Source organism: Achromobacter sp. CF-sbj1-Ac2-l (genome assembly GCF_052698165.1).
This window is the reverse complement of the sequence record NZ_CP199855.1, coordinates 6,009,394-6,029,277: the sequence shown is the minus strand read 5'-3', so window position 1 is coordinate 6,029,277 and position 19,884 is coordinate 6,009,394. Positions and strand designations below refer to the sequence as shown.

General features: G+C 67.6%; 19 protein-coding genes and 1 riboswitch. Of the genes, 11 read left to right on the top strand and 8 right to left on the bottom strand.

Translation table 11 applies throughout. The features are described 5' to 3' along the window. Nucleotides 1-41: 41 nt before the first annotated feature. The 8 genes from leuC to metF all read left to right on the top strand — a co-directional run bounded on the left by leuC (nucleotide 42) and on the right by metF (nucleotide 7,643). Nucleotides 42-1,463 carry a 3-isopropylmalate dehydratase large subunit gene (gene leuC, locus ACUDCK_RS27645; RefSeq protein WP_175168265.1) on the top strand — a complete coding sequence of 474 codons (1,422 nt, stop codon included), beginning with the start codon at nucleotides 42-44 and terminating at the stop codon, nucleotides 1,461-1,463. Further along, nucleotides 1,460-2,098, top strand: a complete 639-nt coding sequence (leuD, locus tag ACUDCK_RS27640) for a 3-isopropylmalate dehydratase small subunit (protein WP_116792335.1) — start codon at nucleotides 1,460-1,462, stop codon at nucleotides 2,096-2,098. Before leuC ends, leuD begins: the two co-directional genes overlap by 4 nt. 29 nt (nucleotides 2,099-2,127) lie before the next feature. Continuing rightward, nucleotides 2,128-3,021: an alpha/beta fold hydrolase gene (locus ACUDCK_RS27635; protein WP_175168266.1), complete on the top strand. Its 894-nt coding sequence runs from the start codon at nucleotides 2,128-2,130 to the stop codon at nucleotides 3,019-3,021. A gap of 76 nt (nucleotides 3,022-3,097) precedes the next feature. Beyond that, entirely contained in the window at nucleotides 3,098-3,334 is a 237-nt protein-coding gene (locus ACUDCK_RS27630) for a DUF1289 domain-containing protein (RefSeq protein ID WP_054500339.1), read from the top strand. Between the two features lie 79 nt (nucleotides 3,335-3,413). Further along, a complete protein-coding gene (locus ACUDCK_RS27625) occupies nucleotides 3,414-4,454 on the top strand; it encodes a glycosyltransferase family 4 protein (protein WP_175168267.1) in 1,041 nt (346 codons plus the stop codon). Nucleotides 4,455-4,539: 85 nt separating this feature from the next. Further along, nucleotides 4,540-4,687: riboswitch (S-adenosyl-L-homocysteine riboswitch) on the top strand. 101 nt (nucleotides 4,688-4,788) lie between these two features. Continuing rightward, nucleotides 4,789-6,207, top strand: a complete 1,419-nt coding sequence (gene ahcY, locus ACUDCK_RS27620; RefSeq protein ID WP_049077027.1) for an adenosylhomocysteinase — start codon at nucleotides 4,789-4,791, stop codon at nucleotides 6,205-6,207. A gap of 120 nt (nucleotides 6,208-6,327) precedes the next feature. After that, on the top strand, nucleotides 6,328-6,663 hold the full coding sequence (locus tag ACUDCK_RS27615) for a phage holin family protein (protein ID WP_006389784.1): 336 nt from the start codon (nucleotides 6,328-6,330) through the stop codon (nucleotides 6,661-6,663). A gap of 137 nt (nucleotides 6,664-6,800) precedes the next feature. Then, nucleotides 6,801-7,643: a methylenetetrahydrofolate reductase [NAD(P)H] gene (metF, locus tag ACUDCK_RS27610; protein WP_020925929.1), complete on the top strand. Its 843-nt coding sequence runs from the start codon at nucleotides 6,801-6,803 to the stop codon at nucleotides 7,641-7,643. A gap of 167 nt (nucleotides 7,644-7,810) precedes the next feature. Here the strand turns inward: metF and ACUDCK_RS27605 are convergent, their stop codons facing one another. The 7 genes from ACUDCK_RS27605 to ACUDCK_RS27575 form a co-directional block, all read right to left on the bottom strand. After that, a complete protein-coding gene (locus ACUDCK_RS27605) occupies nucleotides 7,811-8,809 on the bottom strand; it encodes a tripartite tricarboxylate transporter substrate-binding protein (RefSeq protein ID WP_175168268.1) in 999 nt (332 codons plus the stop codon). A gap of 148 nt (nucleotides 8,810-8,957) precedes the next feature. Next, nucleotides 8,958-9,734: a DUF3800 domain-containing protein gene (locus tag ACUDCK_RS27600; RefSeq protein WP_082401787.1), complete on the bottom strand. Its 777-nt coding sequence runs from the start codon at nucleotides 9,732-9,734 to the stop codon at nucleotides 8,958-8,960. A 240-nt stretch (nucleotides 9,735-9,974) separates the two neighbouring features. Further along, nucleotides 9,975-10,838 carry a proteasome-type protease gene (locus tag ACUDCK_RS27595; RefSeq protein ID WP_064528036.1) on the bottom strand — a complete coding sequence of 288 codons (864 nt, stop codon included), beginning with the start codon at nucleotides 10,836-10,838 and terminating at the stop codon, nucleotides 9,975-9,977. A gap of 55 nt (nucleotides 10,839-10,893) precedes the next feature. Next, complete coding sequence (locus ACUDCK_RS27590; protein WP_144655974.1) at nucleotides 10,894-11,697, bottom strand: transglutaminase family protein; 804 nt, start codon at nucleotides 11,695-11,697, stop codon at nucleotides 10,894-10,896. 13 nt (nucleotides 11,698-11,710) lie between these two features. After that, nucleotides 11,711-12,703: an alpha-E domain-containing protein gene (locus ACUDCK_RS27585; RefSeq protein WP_175168269.1), complete on the bottom strand. Its 993-nt coding sequence runs from the start codon at nucleotides 12,701-12,703 to the stop codon at nucleotides 11,711-11,713. A 2-nt stretch (nucleotides 12,704-12,705) separates the two neighbouring features. Next, on the bottom strand, nucleotides 12,706-14,136 hold the full coding sequence (locus ACUDCK_RS27580) for a circularly permuted type 2 ATP-grasp protein (protein ID WP_054500344.1): 1,431 nt from the start codon (nucleotides 14,134-14,136) through the stop codon (nucleotides 12,706-12,708). A gap of 429 nt (nucleotides 14,137-14,565) precedes the next feature. Next, nucleotides 14,566-15,240, bottom strand: coding sequence for a 5-formyltetrahydrofolate cyclo-ligase (locus ACUDCK_RS27575; RefSeq protein ID WP_064528699.1), 675 nt, complete (start codon nucleotides 15,238-15,240; stop codon nucleotides 14,566-14,568). A 26-nt stretch (nucleotides 15,241-15,266) separates the two neighbouring features. Here ACUDCK_RS27575 and ACUDCK_RS27570 point away from each other — a divergent pair, with 26 nt between their 5' ends. The 3 genes from ACUDCK_RS27570 to ACUDCK_RS27560 are packed head-to-tail and all read left to right on the top strand — an operon-like array spanning nucleotide 15,267 to nucleotide 18,672. Beyond that, nucleotides 15,267-15,428, top strand: coding sequence for a hypothetical protein (locus tag ACUDCK_RS27570; protein ID WP_155755634.1), 162 nt, complete (start codon nucleotides 15,267-15,269; stop codon nucleotides 15,426-15,428). Then, nucleotides 15,425-17,572, top strand: coding sequence for a lytic transglycosylase domain-containing protein (locus ACUDCK_RS27565; protein ID WP_420867721.1), 2,148 nt, complete (start codon nucleotides 15,425-15,427; stop codon nucleotides 17,570-17,572). Before ACUDCK_RS27570 ends, ACUDCK_RS27565 begins: the two co-directional genes overlap by 4 nt. Further along, nucleotides 17,569-18,672, top strand: coding sequence for a tRNA CCA-pyrophosphorylase (locus ACUDCK_RS27560; RefSeq protein WP_064528697.1), 1,104 nt, complete (start codon nucleotides 17,569-17,571; stop codon nucleotides 18,670-18,672). The genes ACUDCK_RS27565 and ACUDCK_RS27560 overlap by 4 nt, the downstream gene beginning before the upstream one ends. Before the next feature lie 9 nt (nucleotides 18,673-18,681). Here the strand turns inward: ACUDCK_RS27560 and ACUDCK_RS27555 are convergent, their stop codons facing one another. After that, nucleotides 18,682-19,863 carry a class I SAM-dependent methyltransferase gene (locus tag ACUDCK_RS27555; protein WP_064528695.1) on the bottom strand — a complete coding sequence of 394 codons (1,182 nt, stop codon included), beginning with the start codon at nucleotides 19,861-19,863 and terminating at the stop codon, nucleotides 18,682-18,684. Between the last annotated feature and the right edge of the window lie 21 nt (nucleotides 19,864-19,884).

Here is a 19,884-nt window from a genome sequence, read left to right as displayed (position 1 = left end):
GCCCCGCGCGGGCGCGTCTCTTTTTGCAAGGAAGCACCGACATGCCCGGCATGACGCTATACGACAAACTGGTGGCCAGCCATGAGGTGGCCCGCATCGACGACGAGCACATCCTGCTGTACGTCGATCTGCACATCATGAACGAGTACACCAGTCCGCAGGCCTTCAGCGGCCTGGCCGCTCGTGGCCGCCGCGTCCTGCGGCCCGCGCAGCAGATGGCGGTGGTGGATCACATCATTCCCACCCATCCGGTGCCGGCCGCGCTGCGCGTGATTCCCGACGATGCCTCGTCGCGCCAGGCCCGCAATCTCAAGCGCAATTGCGACGCGCAGCGCATCGCGCTGTTCGACACCACCGACCCGCTGCAGGGCATCGAGCACGTGATCGCGCCCGAGCACGGCATGATCCTGCCGGGCATGGTGGTGCTGTGCGGCGACAGCCACACCACCACCTACGGCGCGCTGGGGGCGCTGGGTTTCGGCATCGGCACCTCGGAAGTCGAGCACATCCTGGCGACGCAGACACTGGTCTACCGGGTCGCGCGCAACATGCGCATCCGCGTCGACGGCCGCCTGCCCGCGGGCGTGTCGGCCAAGGACCTGGTGATCTACGTGGTCCACCGCATCGGCGCGCAGGGCGCGCGCGGCCATGCCGTGGAATTCTGCGGCAGCGCCATCGAAGGCCTGTCGGCCGAAGCCCGCATGACCCTGTGCAACATGACCGTCGAGGCCGGCGCGCGCGCCGCGCTGATCGCGCCGGACGCCACCACCGACGCCTATGTCGCTGCCCGCGCGCGACACCTGGACGCCAGCGAACTGGCGCAGGCGCGCGCCTATTGGGCCACCCTGCGCACGGATGCTGACGCGGCGTTCGACGCCGAGCATGTCTTCGACGCGGCGCGGATCGCGCCGTTCGTGACCTGGGGCACCAGTCCCGACCAGGCCATGCCGATCACCGGCACGGTCCCCGATCCCCAGGCCGAGCCGGATGCGCTGGCGCGCCTGGCGCTGGAAAAGGCCGTGGAATACATCGGCCTGCAACCCGGTGCGCCGATCGCCGGGGTGCCGATCGAGCGGGTCTTCATCGGTTCGTGCACCAATGGGCGCATCGAGGACCTGCGCGTGGTCGCCGACGTCGTGCGCGGCCGCAGGGTGGCCGATGGGGTCCGCGCCATGGTGGTGCCGGGCTCGGGCGCGGTGCGCGCCCAGGCCGAGGCCGAAGGCATCGCGGCCACGCTGGTCGATGCCGGCTTCGAATGGCGCCAGCCGGGCTGTTCCATGTGCCTGGCCATGAACGACGACGTGCTGCGGCCGGGCGAGCGCTGCGCATCCACCACCAACCGCAACTTCGAAGGCCGCCAGGGGCGAGCCGGCCGTACCCACTTGATGAGTCCCGCCATGGCCGCCGCGGCGGCGCTGGCCGGCCGCATCGTCGACGTGCGCGACCTGGAGAACCTGTCATGAACCAGATCATCAGCGGCGTCGCCGCGCCCCTGCCGTACTCCAATCTGGACACCGACCAGATCATGCCCAAGCAGTTTCTGCGCATCATCGACAAGGCCGGGCTGGACCGCGGCCTGCTCTATGACCTGCGCTTTGACGCCGACGGTGCGCCGCGTCCGGACTGCGTGCTGAACCAGCCCGCCTACGCCGGCGCCTCGGTGCTGGTGGCCGGGCCCAATTTCGGCTGTGGCTCCAGCCGCGAACATGCCGTCTGGGGACTGATGCAGTACGGTATCCGCGCGGTCGTGGCCGCCAGCTTCGGCGAGATCTTCTACTTCAACGCGCTCAATAATGGCCTGCTGCTGGTGAGCCTGCCGCCGGCCGATGTCGACGCGCTCTTGGCGCGGGTGTCCGACCCCGGCGCCAACCGCGTCGAGATCGACGCGCTGGCGGGCACGGTGCGGGCCGCCGACGGCTGGACCGGGCATTTCGACTTGCCGGCGCGGCACCGCCGCATGTTCTCGCAGGGACAGGACATGGTGGGCGCCTCGTTACAGCAGTTGGCGGATGTGGAACACTTCGAGGCCGGCCACTGGGCGCGGCATCCCTGGATGAAAGACGTGGCGCGCCGCGTGCGCGACCGGCTCGGCCAATGAACGCCACAGACTGAGAGGCACCGACCGCAATGACCGCTTTCTTCGATCTTCCCGTGCGCCGCCACGAGGTCAACGGTATTCACATCGCCGCCCGCATCGACGGCCAGGGGCCGCCACTGCTGTTGCTGCACGGCCATCCGCAGACCCACGCCATCTGGCACCGGGTGTGGCCTGAGCTGACGCGCCGCCACACGTGCGTGGCGGCCGACCTGCGCGGCTACGGCGACAGCGACAAGCCGGCCGCCACGCCGGACCATGCCGCGCATTCCAAGCGCACCATGGCCGCCGACATGGTGGCGCTGATGCGCGCCCTGGGGCACGAGCGCTTCGACATCCTGGCCCACGACCGCGGCGCCCGCGTAGCGCACCGACTGGGCCTGGACCACGCGGAGGCGGTCGGACGCATGATGCTGCTGGACATCGCGCCAACGCTGGACATGTACGAGAACACCACCCGCGCTTTCGCCCAGGCCTACTACCACTGGTTCTGGCTGATCCAGCCTGCGCCCATGCCCGAGACCATGATCGAACGCGATCCAGTGTTCTACCTGCGTTCGGTGATGGGCGGCCGCCCCGGCGGGCTGGCGCATTTTTCCGACGAGGCGATGGCCGAGTACGAGCGCACGGCGCGCCTGCCGGGCTGGGCCACCGGTATCTGCGAAGACTACCGCGCCTCCGCCACGCTGGACCTGGAGCATGACCGCCAGGGCCGCGCGGCCGGCGAGCGCCTGCGCATGCCGCTGCGCGTGCTGTGGGGCGAGCGCGGCGCGGTCGGGCGCAATTTCGACGTGCAGGGACTGTGGCGCGCGGTGGCGGACGACGTCTCCGGCGGATCGCTGCCCGGCGCCCACTACCTGGCCGAGGAGACGCCAGACGCGTTGTTGCGCGAGGTGTCCGATTTTTTTGGCTGGGACGCGCGCTAGCCAGGCTGTCAATCAAGCCACGGCGGGGGGTAGGGAAATCCAAAAGGGGACGCAACCCTGGTGGTACTCTTCGGCCATGAATGCTTCCTTTGCCGATCTGACCGAATTGCCTGAACCGGAGGACGCCCAGCGCGCCTTCCGGGCCTCGGATTCCCCCTGCGTTGCCGTTTGTTCCACGCTGTTCGACGATATCTGCCGGGGCTGCGGCCGCACGGCCATGGAAGTGGCCAACTGGGTCTTCATGACGGAAGAGGAAAAGCGCGAAGTCTGGATCCGCATCAAGGCGCAGGGGTATCCCCGCCGCAACAACTAGGCCGGCCGCGCCGGGCGCGGTCTTGAGGGTGTCACATGGCGCGGGCTAAATCGCGCTGTCGCCCACTTCCGGCCCCATCATGCGCATCGTCCTGGTTACGGATGCCTGGCATCCGCAAGTCAATGGCGTCGTCCGCACCTGGACGACCATGCAGCAGATCCTCACCGAATGGGGCCACGAACTGATCGTGGTGAATCCCCAGGGCAGCCGCACCGTGCCGGCCCCCTCCGAGCCTGATTTGCGGCTCTGCCTGCAGCCCGGGCGGCAACTGCGCCGCATCCTGGGCGATACCGTGCCCGACGCGCTCCATATCGCCACCGAAGGCCCGCTGGGCCTGGCGGCGCGGCGCATGGCGCTGTCGCGTGGCTGGCGCTTCACCACCTCGTTTCACACCATGTTCCCCGACTACCTGCAGGCGCGCATGGGCATTCCGGCCGCGTTGCCGTGGCGCTTCCTGCGCTGGTTCCACCGGCCGTCGCAATGCGTGCTGGTGCCCACGCCGACGGTGCGCGACATCCTGGCGCGGCGCGAATTCGCCAACCTGCGCGTGTGGTCGCGCGGCGTCGATCCGCGCAAGTTCCAGCCTGTCCCCGAGAGGGCGTTCCAGGACCTGCCACGGCCCGTCTTCCTGTCGGTTGGCCGCGTGGCGCGCGAGAAGAACCTGGACGCCTTCCTGTCGCTGGACCTGCCCGGCACCAAGGTGGTGGTCGGCGCAGGCCCCGACGAGGCGCGGCTGAAAAAGCGCTTTCCCGAAGCCCTGTTCCTCGGCATGCAGAGCGATGGCGCGCTACCGGCCTTTTATAGCGGCGCCGACGTGTTCGTCTTTCCCAGCCGGACGGATACCTTTGGTCTGGTAATGCTGGAGGCCATGGCCTGCGGCACGCCGGTGGCCGCGTTCCGCAGCGAGGCGCCGCTCGCGGTGGTGGCGCAGGGTGTCACCGGCATCCTCGACGAGGACCTGGCGCACGCCTGCCGCACCGCGGCGACGCTGGACCGGCACGCGGTGCGCGAGCACGCCCTGACGCGCAGTTGGGACGCGGTGGCCTCGGACCTGCTGGCCTCGCTGGTGCCGCTGACGCCCGGCGCGGAACTGGCCAAAGCGCTGATCCAGGCTGGCTGAGGCGTGTCCAGGGACGGCGCGGCCCGCCGCCGCTCCCGCCCGCCGGGCATTTCCCCTGGCAGGCCAAACCGGTACAATGCTGGGCAATCCTGAGGAGCGTTGCGACGACCCTGCTGTTCCCGTCACGGACCATGCCCTGGCCCATGACCCGCGGAACCCGGTTCGCCAGGCTCAGGAATCCTTGTTCAAACGTCGCGTCATGCGTGGCGTTACAGCAACGGCGCTCACCTTTGTCGCGTATGGCGGAAAAGGCGAGCACTCGATTGTCGTGGTGGTTTCGCGTTGTCCGGCCGTATCGTGCGCCGTTCGTTTTTCACGTGGAGCCTACAACACCATGAACGCTGTAACCGATAAATCCTTCTCCGACTACATCGTCGCCGACCTGTCGCTGGCAGGCTGGGGCCGCCGCGAGCTGGCCATCGCCGAAACCGAAATGCCCGGCCTGATGGCCATCCGCGAAGAGTTCGCCGCCAAGCAGCCGCTCAAGGGCGCCCGCATCGCCGGCAGCCTGCACATGACCATCCAGACCGGCGTGCTGATCGAGACGCTGGTGGCCCTGGGCGCCGAAGTGCGCTGGGCCTCGTGCAACATCTTCTCCACGCAGGACCACGCCGCCGCCGCCATCGCCGCGTCGGGCACGCCGGTCTTCGCCGTCAAGGGCGAAACGCTGGAAGAATACTGGCAGTACACCCACAAGATCTTCGAATGGCCCAATGGCCAGAACGCCAACATGATCCTCGACGATGGCGGCGACGCCACGTTGATGCTGCACCTGGGCACCAAGGCCGAGAAGGACATCTCGGTGCTGGCCAACCCCGGCAGCGAGGAAGAGCGCGTGCTGTACGCCGCCATCAAGAAAACGCTCGAGCGTGATCCGAAGTGGTACTCGACGCGCCTTGCCCTGATCAAGGGCGTGACCGAGGAAACCACCACCGGCGTGCACCGCCTGTACCAGATGTCGCAGAAGGGCGAGCTGGCCTTCGCCGCCATCAACGTCAACGACTCGGTCACCAAGTCCAAGTTCGACAACCTGTACGGCTGCCGCGAATCGCTGGTCGACGGCATCAAGCGCGCCACCGACGTTATGGTCGCCGGCAAGATCGCCGTTGTCGCCGGCTACGGCGACGTGGGCAAGGGCTGCGCCCAGGCGCTGGTCGCCCTGCGCGCCCAGGTGTGGGTCACCGAAATCGACCCGATCTGCGCCCTGCAGGCCGCCATGGAAGGCTTCAAGGTCGTGACCATGGAAGAAGCCGCCGCCCACGGCGACATCTTCGTCACCGCCACCGGCAACTTCCACGTCATCACGCGTGAGCACATGAACGCCATGAAGGACCAGGCGATCGTCTGCAACATCGGCCACTTCGACAACGAAATCGACGTCGCCAGCCTGGCCGACTGCAAGTGGGAAGAGATCAAGCCGCAAGTCGACCACGTCATCTTCCCGGACGGCAAGCGCATCATCCTGCTGGCCCAGGGCCGCCTGGTGAACCTGGGTTGCGCCACCGGCCACCCCTCGTTCGTGATGTCGTCGTCGTTCGCCAACCAGACCATCGCCCAGATCGAACTGTTCACGCGCAACGAAGCCTACAAGTCGGGCGAAGTCTACGTGCTGCCCAAGCACCTGGACGAGAAGGTCGCGCGCCTGCACCTGAAGAAGCTGGGCGTGAACCTGACCACGCTGCGCAAGGACCAGGCCGACTACATCAGCGTTCCGGTCGAAGGTCCTTACAAGCCGAATCACTACCGCTACTGATGCTTGTAGCAAAATAGGAAAGTGCCGCGCCATGTCGGCGCGGGCTTTCCGGTCCGCGGGGCTTGCCCGTCTCGCCTGGCGATGGCGGGACCGCGGAGCGTCAATACAGGAGGTCGAACAATGGCATTGATACTCGTCTGGATCCTGAACGCGGTGGCCCTGTTGGCCGTTGCCTACTTGCTGCCCGGCATCACCGTGGCCAGCTTCGGTTCGGCGCTCATCGCCGCGCTGGTGCTGGGCCTGGTCAACATGCTGGTCAAGCCGGTGCTGGTGCTGCTGACACTGCCCATCACGATCGTCACGCTCGGTCTCTTCCTCATCGTCATCAACGCCTTGTTGTTCTGGTTCGTCGGCTCCGTGCTGAAGGGCTTCCAGGTCAACGGGTTCTGGTGGGCCGTGGGCGGTGCGATCCTGTACAGCATCATCTCGGGCCTGCTTACCAAACTGATCCCCTGAATTCCCACCCCCGAGCGCTACGCGCTCCCCCTCAAGGGGGCGTGCCAGCGGACCGGCCAAGCCGGCTCCGCGGCACCCCGAGGGGGGCGGCACCTGTTTCATGCAATGCGCATGGCGCTATGGATAACTGATCCGATATGTCCGACTCGACTTCTCCGGCGTTCAGCCTGGAATTCTTTCCGCCTCGCGACCTGGCTGGCCAGGAGCGGCTGGTCCGCGCGGCCAAGCAGATGCTGGCGATCCAGCCCAAGTACGTCAGCGTGACGTTCGGCGCCGGCGGCTCCACCCGCGCCGGCACCGCCGACGCGGTGCGCACGCTGCGTAACCTGGGCTGCGACGCGGCGCCGCACCTGTCGTGCGTCGGCGCCTCGCGCCAGGACCTGCGGGACATCCTGCAGGCCTACAAGAACGAAGGCGTGCGGCGCGTGGTGGCCTTGCGCGGCGACCTGCCCTCGGGCATGGGCGGCGACGCCGGCGAACTGCGCTATGCCAACGAGCTGGTGTCGTTCATCCGCGAGGAAACGGGCGACTGGTTCCACATCGAAGTGGCGGCCTATCCCGAAATGCACCCGCAGGCCGCCAATCCGTCGGCGGACCTGGATCACTTCGTGGCCAAGGTCAAGGCGGGCGCCAATGCCGCCATCACCCAGTACTTCTTCAACGCCGACGCCTACTTCGACTTTGTCGACCGGGCCCAGGCCAAGGGTGTGCGGGTGCCGATCGTGCCGGGCATCATGCCCATCACCAACCACACCCAACTGCTGCGCTTTTCGGAAATGTGCGGCGCCGAAGTGCCGCGCTGGATCCGCCTGCGCCTGGCCGAACTCGGCGACGACAAGGCCTCGATCCGCGCCTTTGGCGTGGATGTGGTCACAGAGCTGTGCCAGAACCTGCTGGACAATGGCGCGCCGGGCCTGCACTTCTACACCCTCAACCACGCCGAAGCGCCGTTGGCGGTGTGGAAGGAATTGAGCGTGTGATCCCCGCGGCGCGCAGCGCGCAGTAACGCAAAGGCCGGCAGCTATTGCCGGCCTTTTTCTCGGGCGCGTCAGGGTCTCATCGCGCCTGACCGGCACGCGCGCCTCGTTGCAGCGACGGGCCGGCTTGGGGGCGACGGCAAGCACGCCTCAACGGCCCGCATGACGCTTCAGTCCGCGTACACACCCGCCTTGCGGATGATCGGCCCCCACTTGTCCACTTCCGACTGCAGCCAGCTTTGCAGGCCGGCCGGCGTCTGCTTGGCCTCGGGCACGATTTCCGCGCCCAGCTCGGCCATCTTCTGCGTGAAGGCGGGGTCCTTGAGCGCCGCGCGCAGGGATGCATTGAACTTCGCCACCACTTCCGGCGGGGTGCCCTTGGGCGCGTACACGCCGTGCCAGACCTTGACCTCGAAGCCCTTCAATCCGCTTTCCTGCAGCGTCGGCGCGTCCGGCAGCGTCTTGATGCGGTCGAGCGTAGTGACGCCGTACAGCTTGACCCGCTGCGCCTTGATGTGCGGAATGGTCTGCGTGGTCTGGTCGCACAGCACATCCACCTGGCCGCCCAGCAGCGCCGTCAGCGCGGGGGCGGTGCCGGCATACGGGATGGTGGTGAACTGCGTGCCCAGCGCTTCCTGCAACAGCATGCCGCATAGCTGCGACACCGCGCCCAGGCCGGCGTTGGCCAGGTTGATCTTGTTGCCGTTGGCGCGCGCGTACTTGATGAATTCCACCATGTCGGCGGGCGGCAGATCCTTGCGGCCCAGCAGCGTCATGGGCACGTCGGCCACCTGGCCGACATAGGCGAAGTCGGTCAGCGGATTGAATGGCAGCTTGCGGTACAGTGCCGGGGCAGTCGCCATGCCGTTGTGGTGGATCAGGAAGGTGTAGCCGTCGGGCGCGGCGCGCGCCACATGCGTGGCCGCCAGCGTGCCGCCCGCCCCGGGCCGGTTCTCGACGATGATGCTCTGGCCGAGAGTCTTGGACATGGCGGCCCCCAGGCTGCGGGCCACGACATCGGTGGGGCCGCCCGCCGCGAACGGCACGACCAGCGAAATGGCGTGGTTGGGATAGTTGTCCTGGGCCGTGGCCGGGCCGCCTGCCAGGCAGCCCAGCGCCAGCAGTGGCGCGGCCAGGCGCCGCAGGGCGCGCGGGAAATTCGGGGTCATGTCTCGTCCTTATGGTGTTATGGCAACCCGCAAGACGAAGCATGGCGGGCTGGCGCCAGTGTGGCGCGCCAGCCGCGAGATGAGAATTTGTGGTTTTACAAGCCGGGTTTAGGGAAGCGGAAAGCCGGGTTTGTACGGTAAGCCGGTGTCAGTCGCGCCCTGTCGCAGCGCCAGGGTAGCTGAGGCCGCAGGCGGGAAACGTGGAATTGCGTATCCGGCCGTCAAAATATCGGTGAAAAATCGCCCAGTCTTCGTATTGATCCGGGGTGGTCTGGTAGGCGCACAATCGGCCGATCAAGCCGCAGATCCAGTCCGCGCATTGCAGAGTCTGGAACAAATAGCTCTCACCTTGAATGGGGGGCTCGATCAACGCTCTGCATTTCTCGTACGGGTCCTCGAACATTGCCTGGGTGCACGCTTCCATGTTGCGCTCACGCCAGTCATTGCCGGCTTGTTGTTCGTCTAGCATCACCAGGAAGGTGGCGTTTCGAGCACTGCAGAATTGGTCTGCGATTCGGATCAAGCGCAGCAGTTGGCGCTTGAAAAGATCCGCGGCCCGATCCGCGTGCGCATCGGCCGATTTACATTCCCCTGCATAAATGACGTAGCCTCCCACCTTGCGAATCTGGTTCAGTAATCGCCCCGTCGATACCCGCAGCGCCTTGTATGTGAGCACGTTCTTGACGGTGTAGAGCTGTGCGCCCTTTTTTTCCCAGCGATGGGCGGGTTGATCCTGCCGATCCAGTTCAAATCTCAGCAGATGGCATTTGAGTCTGTAGAAGTAGATGGCGAATTCGCGCACGGCATCGACCGGTAACAGAAAGCCGCCGAACCCGAAAACCGGGCTTGTCTTGTAGTGCGCGTGGTCGCGGGCAAGGAAAGGGCCAACATGGCCGAATTCATCGAGATAGACAACGTAATGCACGTTCCGAGCCCTCGGGGGATGGTGTCCAAGACCCTCGTCCGCAGAAACACGAAAGCCCGCAGCAATGGTTTGCGTGCGGGCCTCGGAAGGTGGGCATATGAGAATTCACATGCGTTGGAATCAGTGTAAGTCGGCTCGAGAGCGCCCGCAAGCATCATGGCGGAAAACTGCGATTGCAGGCGTGGCTCCTCGAAAAAGCAGGACTCATCCTCCAGGGTCTGATAAAGCGTTGTCAGGCGCCTAGTTCGGTTGGTCCTTCCCCGGATCCTCCGCCAGCACCTGCGGCGCCGGATAGGCCGGCGGTGTCACGTCCACCGGTTCGGCACGCAACGGCTGGTGCTCCCGGCTGGCGGGCACCAGCGAACCCGGGTCTTCCGGACGGGTCCAGAGCGGATCCGGGATCTCGGCGAACACCTGGCGCAAGCGTTCGCCCCAGGTGCCGCGGATCATGCGGAAATATTCGTTGTGCTCGTCGATGCTGGCGAAGTGCGTGACGCGCAGCGCGTCGGCGTCATAGACCAGCAGGTCCAGCGGCAGGCCGACCGAGATGTTCGAGCGCAGCGTCGAATCCATGGAGATCAGCGCGCACTTGGCGGCTTCGTCCAGCGAGGTATCAGGGCGCAGCACGCGGTCCAGGATGGGCTTGCCGTACTTGGCTTCACCGATCTGGAAGTACGGGCATTCGGAGCCGGCCTCGATGAAGTTGCCAGCCGAATACACCTGGAACAGCCGGCAGCGCTCGGCGCCGATCTGGCCGCCGAAGATGAGGCTGACATTGAAGTCCACGCCCTGTTCATGCAGGGCCGCCGCTTCACGGTGGTAGACCGCGCGCACCGCCGCGCCGACGCGGCGGGTGGCCTCGAACATGTCGGGCGCGTTCCAGACGGTTTCGCCGCCCTCGTCCTGCTGGCGCGCCAGCGCGTTCAGCACGGCCTGGCTGACGGCCAGATTGCCCGAGGTCATCAGCACCATCATGCGCTCGCCGGGACGTTCGAAGACGGTCATCTTGCGGAAGACGCTGATCTGGTCGACCCCGGCATTGGTGCGGGAGTCGGACAGGAAAACCAGGCCGGCGTCGAGGCGGGCGGCTACGCAGTAGGTCATGATCGAAAAAAGGAAAAAACCACACCGCATTGTATTGCGGCGTGGCCGGGCGGGGCTATTGCTGCAATGCCGTCTGCACCTGCACCGAGACCTCCATGGATTCCTCGCCGCCGCCGGTGCGCACGCCGCGCACGGGCGAGGCGGAATCATAATCGCGCCCCACCGCCAGGCGGCAGTGGCAATCGGACGCGAATTGGCGGTTGGTGACGTCCACGCTGGTCCAGCCGGTGCCCGCCAGCCAGACATCGGCCCAGGCGTGGCTGGCCGCGTGTTCGTTGGTGGTGTACAGATAGCCGCTGACGTAGCGGGCCGGCACGCCCAGGCCGCGCACGCAGGCCAGAAACAGGTGGGCATGGTCCTGGCAGACGCCATGGCCCAGCGCCAGCACCTGGCCGGCGGCGGTGGTGACGTCGGTGGTGCCGGGCTCGTAGGCGACCCGGTCGTGGATCGCGGTGGCCAGTGTCAGCACGTCGGCGGGCGTGTTCAGGCCGTCAGGCAGCACGGCGTGGGCGAAGGCGAGGATGGTGTCGTCAGCCTGCGTCAGCGGCGTCTGCACGCAATAGGCGTGCACCGGCAGGCGGCTGTCCTCGCCGCCCAGCGCGCCTTGCGCCAACGGGTCGACCAGCACCTGCCCGACCACGCGCAGTTCGATTTCCGTGTGCGGCCGGTTCAGCGTCAGCGTGTGGGTGATGTTGCCGTAGGCGTCCACCTGCTGTTCGAGCGCGCCGGGCGCCTCGATGTGCCAGCGCAGCACGCGCTGGTGCTCGTCGTCGCGCGGCGTCAGCCGCAGCGTCTGGATGCTGTAGGTGACGGGCGCGGTATAGCGGTAGTGCGTGACGTGCGTGATGATCTGTTTCATGCCTGTCTCCTTGTCATGCCGACAACGGCACCAGGAAGTCCTGGCTGATCCGGTTGCCCAGGTCGTTGATGCGGTCCAGGAAGTGCTCCAGGTACTGGTGCAGGCCGCTGCGCAGGATGTCCTCGACGCGGCCGAATTGCAGTTCGGCGCACAGCATGCCGGCGCGTCGCTGGGTTTCGTTCGAGCGCTGGTTGGACACACGGGCCAGATCCTCGGATACCGCCCGCATGGCCGCCAGCAGCGAGCGTGGCATGTCGGGATGCAGGATCAGCAGCTCGGCCACGCGGTCCGGCGTGATGACGTCGCGGTACACCTTGCGATAGATCTCCAGCCCGGACACCGAGCTCAGCAGCGCGGACCAGCGGTAGAACTCGCTTTGCAGGGCGCCCGAAGCATGGCCCTCGCCGCGGCCGTCCTGCTGTTGTTGCGGCGTGCCGTTGCCGTCGCCGTCGCGCTCGTGGAACTTCACATCCAGCATCCGCGCGGTGTTGTCCGCCCGCTCCAGGTGCATGCCGATGCGCAGGAAGTACAGCGCCTCGTCCTCCAGCATGGTGCCGATGGTGACGCCGCGCGCCAGGTGCGAGCGGAACTTGACCCACTCGAAGAACTCGCCCGGGTTGCGTTCCAGCAGGCCGGTGTGCAGGTGCTTGAGCAGTTCCAGCCAGGTGGTGTTGTAGGTCTCCCAGACTTCGGTGGTGAGGCTGCCGCGCACCGCGCGGGCGTTCTCGCGCGCGGCGCGCATGCAACTGTAGATGGACGAGGGGTTCTCGGCATCGCGCACCATGTACTGCAGTACGTCCTGCGGTGATATCGCGGCGTGCTTGGCGTGATAGAGGCGGTGCAATTCGGAGATGCGCAGCACGGCATTCCACGAGCCCTCGCGGGTCTGCGCGTCCTGCGGCAGCAGCGACATCTGCAGGTTCACGTCCAGCATGCGGGCGGTGTTCTCGGCGCGCTCGGTGTAGCGGCACATCCAGAACAGGTTGTCGGCGGTTCGGCTCAGCATCGTTATTCCTCCAGAACCCAGGTGTCCTTGGTGCCGCCGCCCTGGCTGCTGTTGACCACCAGCGAGCCTTCGGTCAGCGCCACGCGGCACAGCCCGCCGGGCACGGTACGGATGTCCTTGCCGCACAGCACGTAGGGGCGCAGGTCGACGTGGCGCGGCGCGACGCCGGATTCAACGTAGGTCGGCACCGTGGACAGGGCCAGCGTGGGCTGCGCGATGTAGTTGGCGGGATTGGCGCGCACCCGATCCTTGAACGACTCGACCTCGGCGTGGGTCGCGGATGGTCCCACCAGCATGCCGTAGCCGCCGGCGCCATGCACCTCCTTGACCACCAGCTCGTGCATGTTGGCCAGCACGTGCGACAGCTCGTCGGGACGGCCGCAGCGCCAGGTCGGCACGTTCGACAGGATCGGCTCCTCGCTCAGATAAAAGCGGATCATGTCGGGCACGTAGAGGTAGGTGGACTTGTCGTCGGCGATGCCGGTGCCGATGGCATTGGCCAGCGTCACGCGGCCGGCGCGATACACCGACAACAGGCCGGGCACGCCGAGCGCCGAGTCTGCGCGGAACGACAGCGGGTCGAGGAAGTCGTCGTCCAGCCGGCGGTAGATCACGTCCACCTTGCGCGGCCCCTGCGTGGTGCGCATGTAGACCGTGTTCTGCTCGACAAAAAGATCCTGGCCCTCCACCAGCTCCACGCCCATCTGCTGCGCCAGGAAGGCGTGCTCGAAATAGGCCGAGTTGTACATGCCGGGCGTCAGCACCACCACCGTGGGATCATCGCCGCCGTGCGGCGCCACTTCGCGCAGGTTGTCCAGCAGCAGGTCGGGGTAGTGCGCCACCGGTTCGACCTTGATGCGGCTGAACGCGTCGGGCATCAGCCGCATCGACATCTTGCGGTTCTCCAGCATGTAGGACACGCCGGACGGCACCCGCAGGTTGTCCTCCAGCACGTAGAACTCGCCGGCGCCGGCGCGCACGATGTCGACCCCGGCGATGTGGCAGTAGATGTCCTCGGCCACGTCCACGTCCTGCATCTCGGGGCGGTACTGGGCGTTCAGAAACACCTGCTCGGCCGGCACCACGCCGGCGCGCACGATGTCATGGCCATGGTAGATGTCGTGGATGAACATGTTCAGCGCCCGCACGCGCTGCTTCAGGCCGGCCTCCAGGCGGCGCCATTCGTCGGCGGGGATGACGCGCGGAATCATGTCGAACGGGATCAGGCGTTCGGTGCCGGCCGCGTCGCCGGCCACTGAAAAAGTGATGCCGACCCGCCGGAAACTCAGGTCGGCCTCCAGGCGGCGCGCCGCCATGGCTTCCGCCGATTGCTCCTGGTGCCAGCGCTCGAAGGCCTGGTAGTGGGAGCGTATGCCGCCGGCGCTGTCGCGCATTTCGTCGTAGGCGGCGGGACGGGATGATCTGTCCTTCATGGCTCCTCCGTTGCAGATGCTGACGGCCCGCTAGCGCGCGGCCGTTGGCCGGCCCTTGCGCGGCCGGTCTGAATGAATAAGCAACCCGTGTGCCAGCTTGCGCTGGCGCTGTCGGGATACCGCCTGGAGGTAAATATCCTCTCGTCGGCGGCGGATGGCTACCCTCCGAATGAGCGGCGGGCTCGAGGGCGCAAGCGGGACGGCAAGCCCCGCTTGGACGGGAATGGCGGTAACGCGGGGTGAAACGGGTCGGAATGCAGGCGTTGCGGGCCGACGATGACAAGGTGGACGGGCCGCGTCGGGGGGGGCAGGCGATGAAGGGGGGGGCCGCCTGCCGGGGGCGCCGCGCACGGCGGCAATCGACGATATCAGGGGCAGATCATAGGGCTTGCACTATTTTGGTGCAAGCCCTTGGGCGAGACTGGTGCGTCAGCGCAGGGTGTAGTGGTGCAGCGTGGTGCCGCCCGGGCCCGGTTGCTCATTGGGCACATGTGGCACCCAGCCATCCGGCGTAATGACGGCGTCCAGGCGGAAGTCATGCGCGGCCGGCGCGTAGTCGGCGTCCAGCTCGCCACAGCTCCAGGCGACGCCGATGGCCGTGAAGGCATGGCCGCGGTCGCGCAGCGCCGCCAGGGTGCGGTCGTAGTAGCCGCCACCGTACCCCAGGCGGTCGGCGGATTCGGTGTAACCCAGGGTGGGCACCAGCAGCACGTCGGGCAGCACCTCGGCGCCGTGCACCGGTTCCTGGATGCCGTAGGGGCCGGCGCGCAGTTCCGCGTCCGGCGTCCAGGGCAGGAAGGCCAGGGGCGCGTTGCGTTCACGCACCACCGGCAGCGCCACCGTGACGCCGTTTTCGGTCCATTGCTCCAGCAGCGGACGCAGATCGGGCTCGTCTTCCATGGGCCAGAAGGCGGCCACGGTGCGCGGCGCGGCGCGGCCGGCGCGGACGGCTTCGTCGCGGGCCACGTTGAGCCAGGTGAACAGGCGCGCGCGCATCAGCAGGCCGCCGCGGCTGCGCTGATCTTCGGGCAGTTCGGCACGCAGTTTCCGCAATCGCGTGCGTAGCTGGCTTGCGGTATCCTCTGGAGTATTTTGCGTAGTCATGCGGTAGCTGTAACAGGGGTGAAAAAATGAAGGCGACAATGCGGGTCAGCGATAACACGTATAACGGCGCGAACCTGCGCGCGGGCAACCGCGTCGGCGGCCTCGCCGACAACCGCGCGTATTGCCACGCCTGTCGTTGCGCCTATCACTGCGCCGATCCGCAAGCCGTCGCCAAGGTCCGCGCATGAAGGCCGCGCGCAATCCCATGACGGCGGTCCGGGCCCCGCAATCTGGACGGTATCAGAAAACCGGTGGGAAATCCCTGCGCGCGGTCGACACCCGTGCAGGCTTGCGCCGCTGGCTGCCGTTGCTGGCGTTGTTCACGGCCGCCTGCGCGCCTGTCGACGCCCAGCAACGCACCGCGTCCGTCAGTCCCCAGCCGCAACCCGCCGCGCAGGCGCCGCAGCCGGCCATCGCCGTGCCGCCGGCCGCGCTGGCCGGCCTGCCGCCCACCGCCGATACGCCGGCGCTCGCCGCCGTGGTGGCCGCGCGCGAAGCCATGAACCGCAAGCAGTGGTCGGTGCTGGGAGCCCTGGTGCCCCAGGCCAAGTCCGATCCGCTCGGCATGTACCCGGAATACTGGCTGTTGCGCTACCAATTGTGGAGCCCGCCCGCGGGCGGGCGTCCCAACACCGATCTGCAGAAATTCATCAACGGCAACGGCGACGCCTACCTGGCCGACCGCTTGCGCGCTGACTGGCTGCTGGCTGCCGCGCGCAGCGGCGATTTCGACCTGGTGCGCAAGCTCGCGCCGGTCAAGAACAGCAACGCCCAGATCGAGTGCGCCATTCTCAACGCCAAGCACATGACCGGCCAGCGCGCCACGGCCGCGCAGGCCGTGGCGGTGTTCGCGCCAGGCGGCGCCTGCTGGTCGCTGTACGACCAGTTGGTCGCGGACAACGTCCTGGGCTGGGATCAACTCGAACCGCAGTTGCGCGACGCCATCGAGGCCAACAAGACCGCCGACGCGCGCAAGTTCGTGCAGTACATGTTCGAGCCGCGCGACCAGAAGACCTACGACGTCCTCATCAAGGACCCGATGCGCTGGCTGACGCGGCAGGACCGCCTGCCGGTGGGCCGCAACGAAAAAGAACTGGTCACCATCGCGCTGGCGCGGCTCGCCCGTTCCGATATCAACGTGGCCGATTCCTACCTGCGGCGCGAGTGGGCCAAGTCCATGGCCAAGTCGAACCTGGCCTGGATCCGCGGCCAGTACGCGCTGGTTGCCGCGCTCAACCTGGACAGCCGCGCCGACGACTGGTACCACGAGGCCGGCCATATCCGCATGACGGAATACAACGCCGGCTGGAAGGTGCGAGCGGCGCTGCGTCAACCCAAGATCGACTGGAAGTGGGTCATCGAGTCCATCGACCAGATGCCTTCCGCGCAACAGCAGGATCCATCCTGGATCTACTGGAAGGCGCGCGGCATGGCCGCCACCGGACGCCGCGACCAGGCCAATGCGGCCTACGCCTCCATCGCCGATCGCTTCGACTTCTACGGCCAGTTGGCCGCCGAGGAACTGGGCCGCCGCATCACCGTGCCGCCGCGTCCGGCCCCCATCACGGACAGCGAGATCGCCGAGGCCCGTGCCAACCCGGGCCTGCGCCGCGCGGTACAGTTGTTCCGCCTGGGCTGGCGCCAGGAGGCCGTGCCCGAATGGAACTTCGCGTTGCGCGGCATGACCGACCGCCAACTGCTCGCCGCCGCCGAACTGGCGCGCGCCGAGAACATCTACGATCGCGTGGTCAACACATCCGACCGCACCGAGAAGGAATTCGACTTCAGCCAGCGCTTCATCGCGCCGTTCGAAGGCCGCGTCACGGCCAAGGCCAACGCCATCGCGCTCGACCCTGCCTGGGTCTACGGCCTGATCCGCCAGGAGTCGCGCTTCATCATGGACGCGCGCTCGCACGTCGGCGCCTCCGGCCTGATGCAGTTGATGCCGGCCACCGCCAAGTGGGTGGCGGGCAAGATCGGCATGAGCAACTTCACGCCCGACAGCGTCAACGACTTCGACACCAACACCGAGCTGGGCACCAACTACCTGAACATGGTGCTGCGCGACCTGAACGGCTCGCAGATGCTGGCCAGCGCCGGCTACAACGCCGGACCGCGCCGTCCGCACAACTGGCGCTCCACCTTCAGCCATCCCGTCGAAGGCGCGATCTTCGCCGAGACCATTCCGTTCAACGAGACGCGCACCTACGTCAAGAACGTGATGTCCAACTCGGTCTACTACGCCGCCATGTTCAGCGGCCAGCCGCAGTCGCTGAAAGAGCGGCTGGGCAACGTCGTGCCGCTGGGCGCGGAAAGCACCACCCTGCCATGACGGGGGATGTGGCGACGCAGGGCCTGCAGGTCTACATCGTGGGCGGGGCGGTGCGCGACGCCCTGCTCGGCCTGACGCCCGGCGATCACGACTGGGTGGTGGTCGGCGCCACGCCCGAGGACATGGCGCGGCGCGGCTTCATTCCGGTGGGTGGCGATTTCCCGGTGTTCCTGCACCCGGTCACCAAAGAGGAATACGCGCTGGCGCGCACCGAGCGCAAGTCGGGCCGCGGCTACAAGGGCTTCACCTTCTACACCGGCGCCGACGTCACGCTCGAAGAGGACCTGCGCCGCCGCGATCTGACCGTCAACGCCATCGCGCAGAAGCAGGATGGCGAGCTGGTCGACCCGCTCGGCGGCGCGGCCGACGTGCGCGCGCGCGTGTTCCGCCACGTGGGCGAGGCCTTCGAGGAAGATCCGGTGCGCATCCTGCGCCTGGCGCGCTTCGCCGCGCGCTTTGCCGACTTCAGCGTCGCGCCCGAAACCCTGGCGCTGTGCCGCCGCATGGTCGAGGCCGGCGAAGCCGACGCCCTGGTGGCCGAGCGCGTCTGGAAAGAGGTGTCGCGTGGCCTGATGGCCGCCGCGCCGTCGCGCATGTTCGACGTGCTGCGGCAGTCCGGCGCGCTGGAACGCGTCATGCCCGAGTTGCAGGGCTCCGAGGAGACCGGCGATGACGTCGATCGCGCGGCCGCGCGCAACCTGTCGCTGCCGGGCCGCTATGCCTTGCTGTGCCGCCTGTCGCCCGAGCGGGAAGCGCTGGGCCGGCGGCTGCGCGTGCCCACCGAATGCAACGACTACGCGCGTCTCCTGCCCGAGATGTTGACGGGGTTGGACGCTACGCAGGCGCCCGGCGGCGACGAAGCCGACGCGCAGCTCGCGCTGATGGAGCGCGTCGACGCGCTGCGTAAACCCGAGCGCTTTTTCGATCTGTTGGAAACAGTGGCGGTGCTGCGCCCGGTGGCTATCGACGCCTGGCGCGAACGCGCCGAAGCGGTGCGGGGCGTGGATGCCGGCGCCATCGCCCGCGCCTGCGCCGGCGATCCGGCGCGCATCAAGCAGAGCGTGCGCGAGGCGCGCCTGCAGCGGCTGCGCGCCGCCTGACGCCGAGACCTACAGTTTGCCGAGCCGGTCGCCGCGCGCAAAGCCGATCAGTGGCTGCGTGATGCCGCGGCCCACCGCCAGCACCTTGAAGAGTTCGCCCATCTCGGCTTCCGACAGCAGCTTCTGCACCGGCGCCACCGCCTGCGCGTAAGCGCGCGCATCGCTCGGGTCCAGTTGCGCCAGCAGTTCCATCAAGCCAGCGTTCATCAGGAAGCGCGCCTGCGACGTATAGCCCAGCACCTGCAGGCCGGCCGCCTGCGCGGCGTCCGCCATGGCGGTGAAGTCGACGTGCGCCGTGATGTCCTGCAGCCCCGGCGCGGTAAACGGGTCGCCATGCGCGTGGTGGCGCAGATGGCACATCAGCGTGCCGCCGGCGCGCTGCGGGTGGTAGTACTCGCCCTGCGGAAAGCCGTAGTCGATCAGCAGCGCCGCGCCCTGTTCCAGCCAGCGGCCCATGGCGTCGATCCACGCTTCGGCCTGCGGGTTGATCTCGGACACATAGCCGGCCAGCGCCGGCATGCGCGCCGTGACCGCCTCGGCCAGGCGCGGCGGGGCTGGCCTGTCTTCCCAGACGAAACCCTGCGTGGCGTCCCACGCCACGCCGCGTTCCAGCACCGTGCCGTCGTCGCTCCAGCGGAACAGCGACACCGGCATGGCGTCCAGCACCTCGTTGGCCAGCACGCAGCCGCGGAAACGGTCGGGCAGGGCATCCAGCCAGCGCACCCGCTCGCCGAATGGCGCCAGCCGCTCGGCCTGGCGCGCGCGCAGGTCGGCCGATACTTCGAGGATCAGGTACTGCGTGTCCTGCAGTCCCAGCGCGTCCAATTCGCGCAGCACGCCTTCGGCCAGCGCGCCGGTGCCGGCGCCGAACTCCAGCACCGCCTGGGTATCGGTCTGCCGCAGCACCTGGGCTGCCTGGCGTGCCAGGGTGCGGGCGAACAGCGGAGTCAGTTGCGGCGCGGTGACGAAGTCGCCGGCAGGCGCCTGGGCATCGGGATCGGCCAGCTTGACGTTGCCCGCTGCGTAATAACCCAGCCCCGGCGCATACAGCGCCTCGGCCATCCAGTGATCGAACGGCAGCCAGCCCGAAGCGGCGGCGATGGCGGCGCGCAGGTGCGCGGTGGCGGCTTCGCTATGGGCCTGGGCGGCGGGAGACAGCGGGGGCAGGTTGGCGGGAGCGGGGCGTTGCATGGCGGAAGGAAAGGCGTCTTG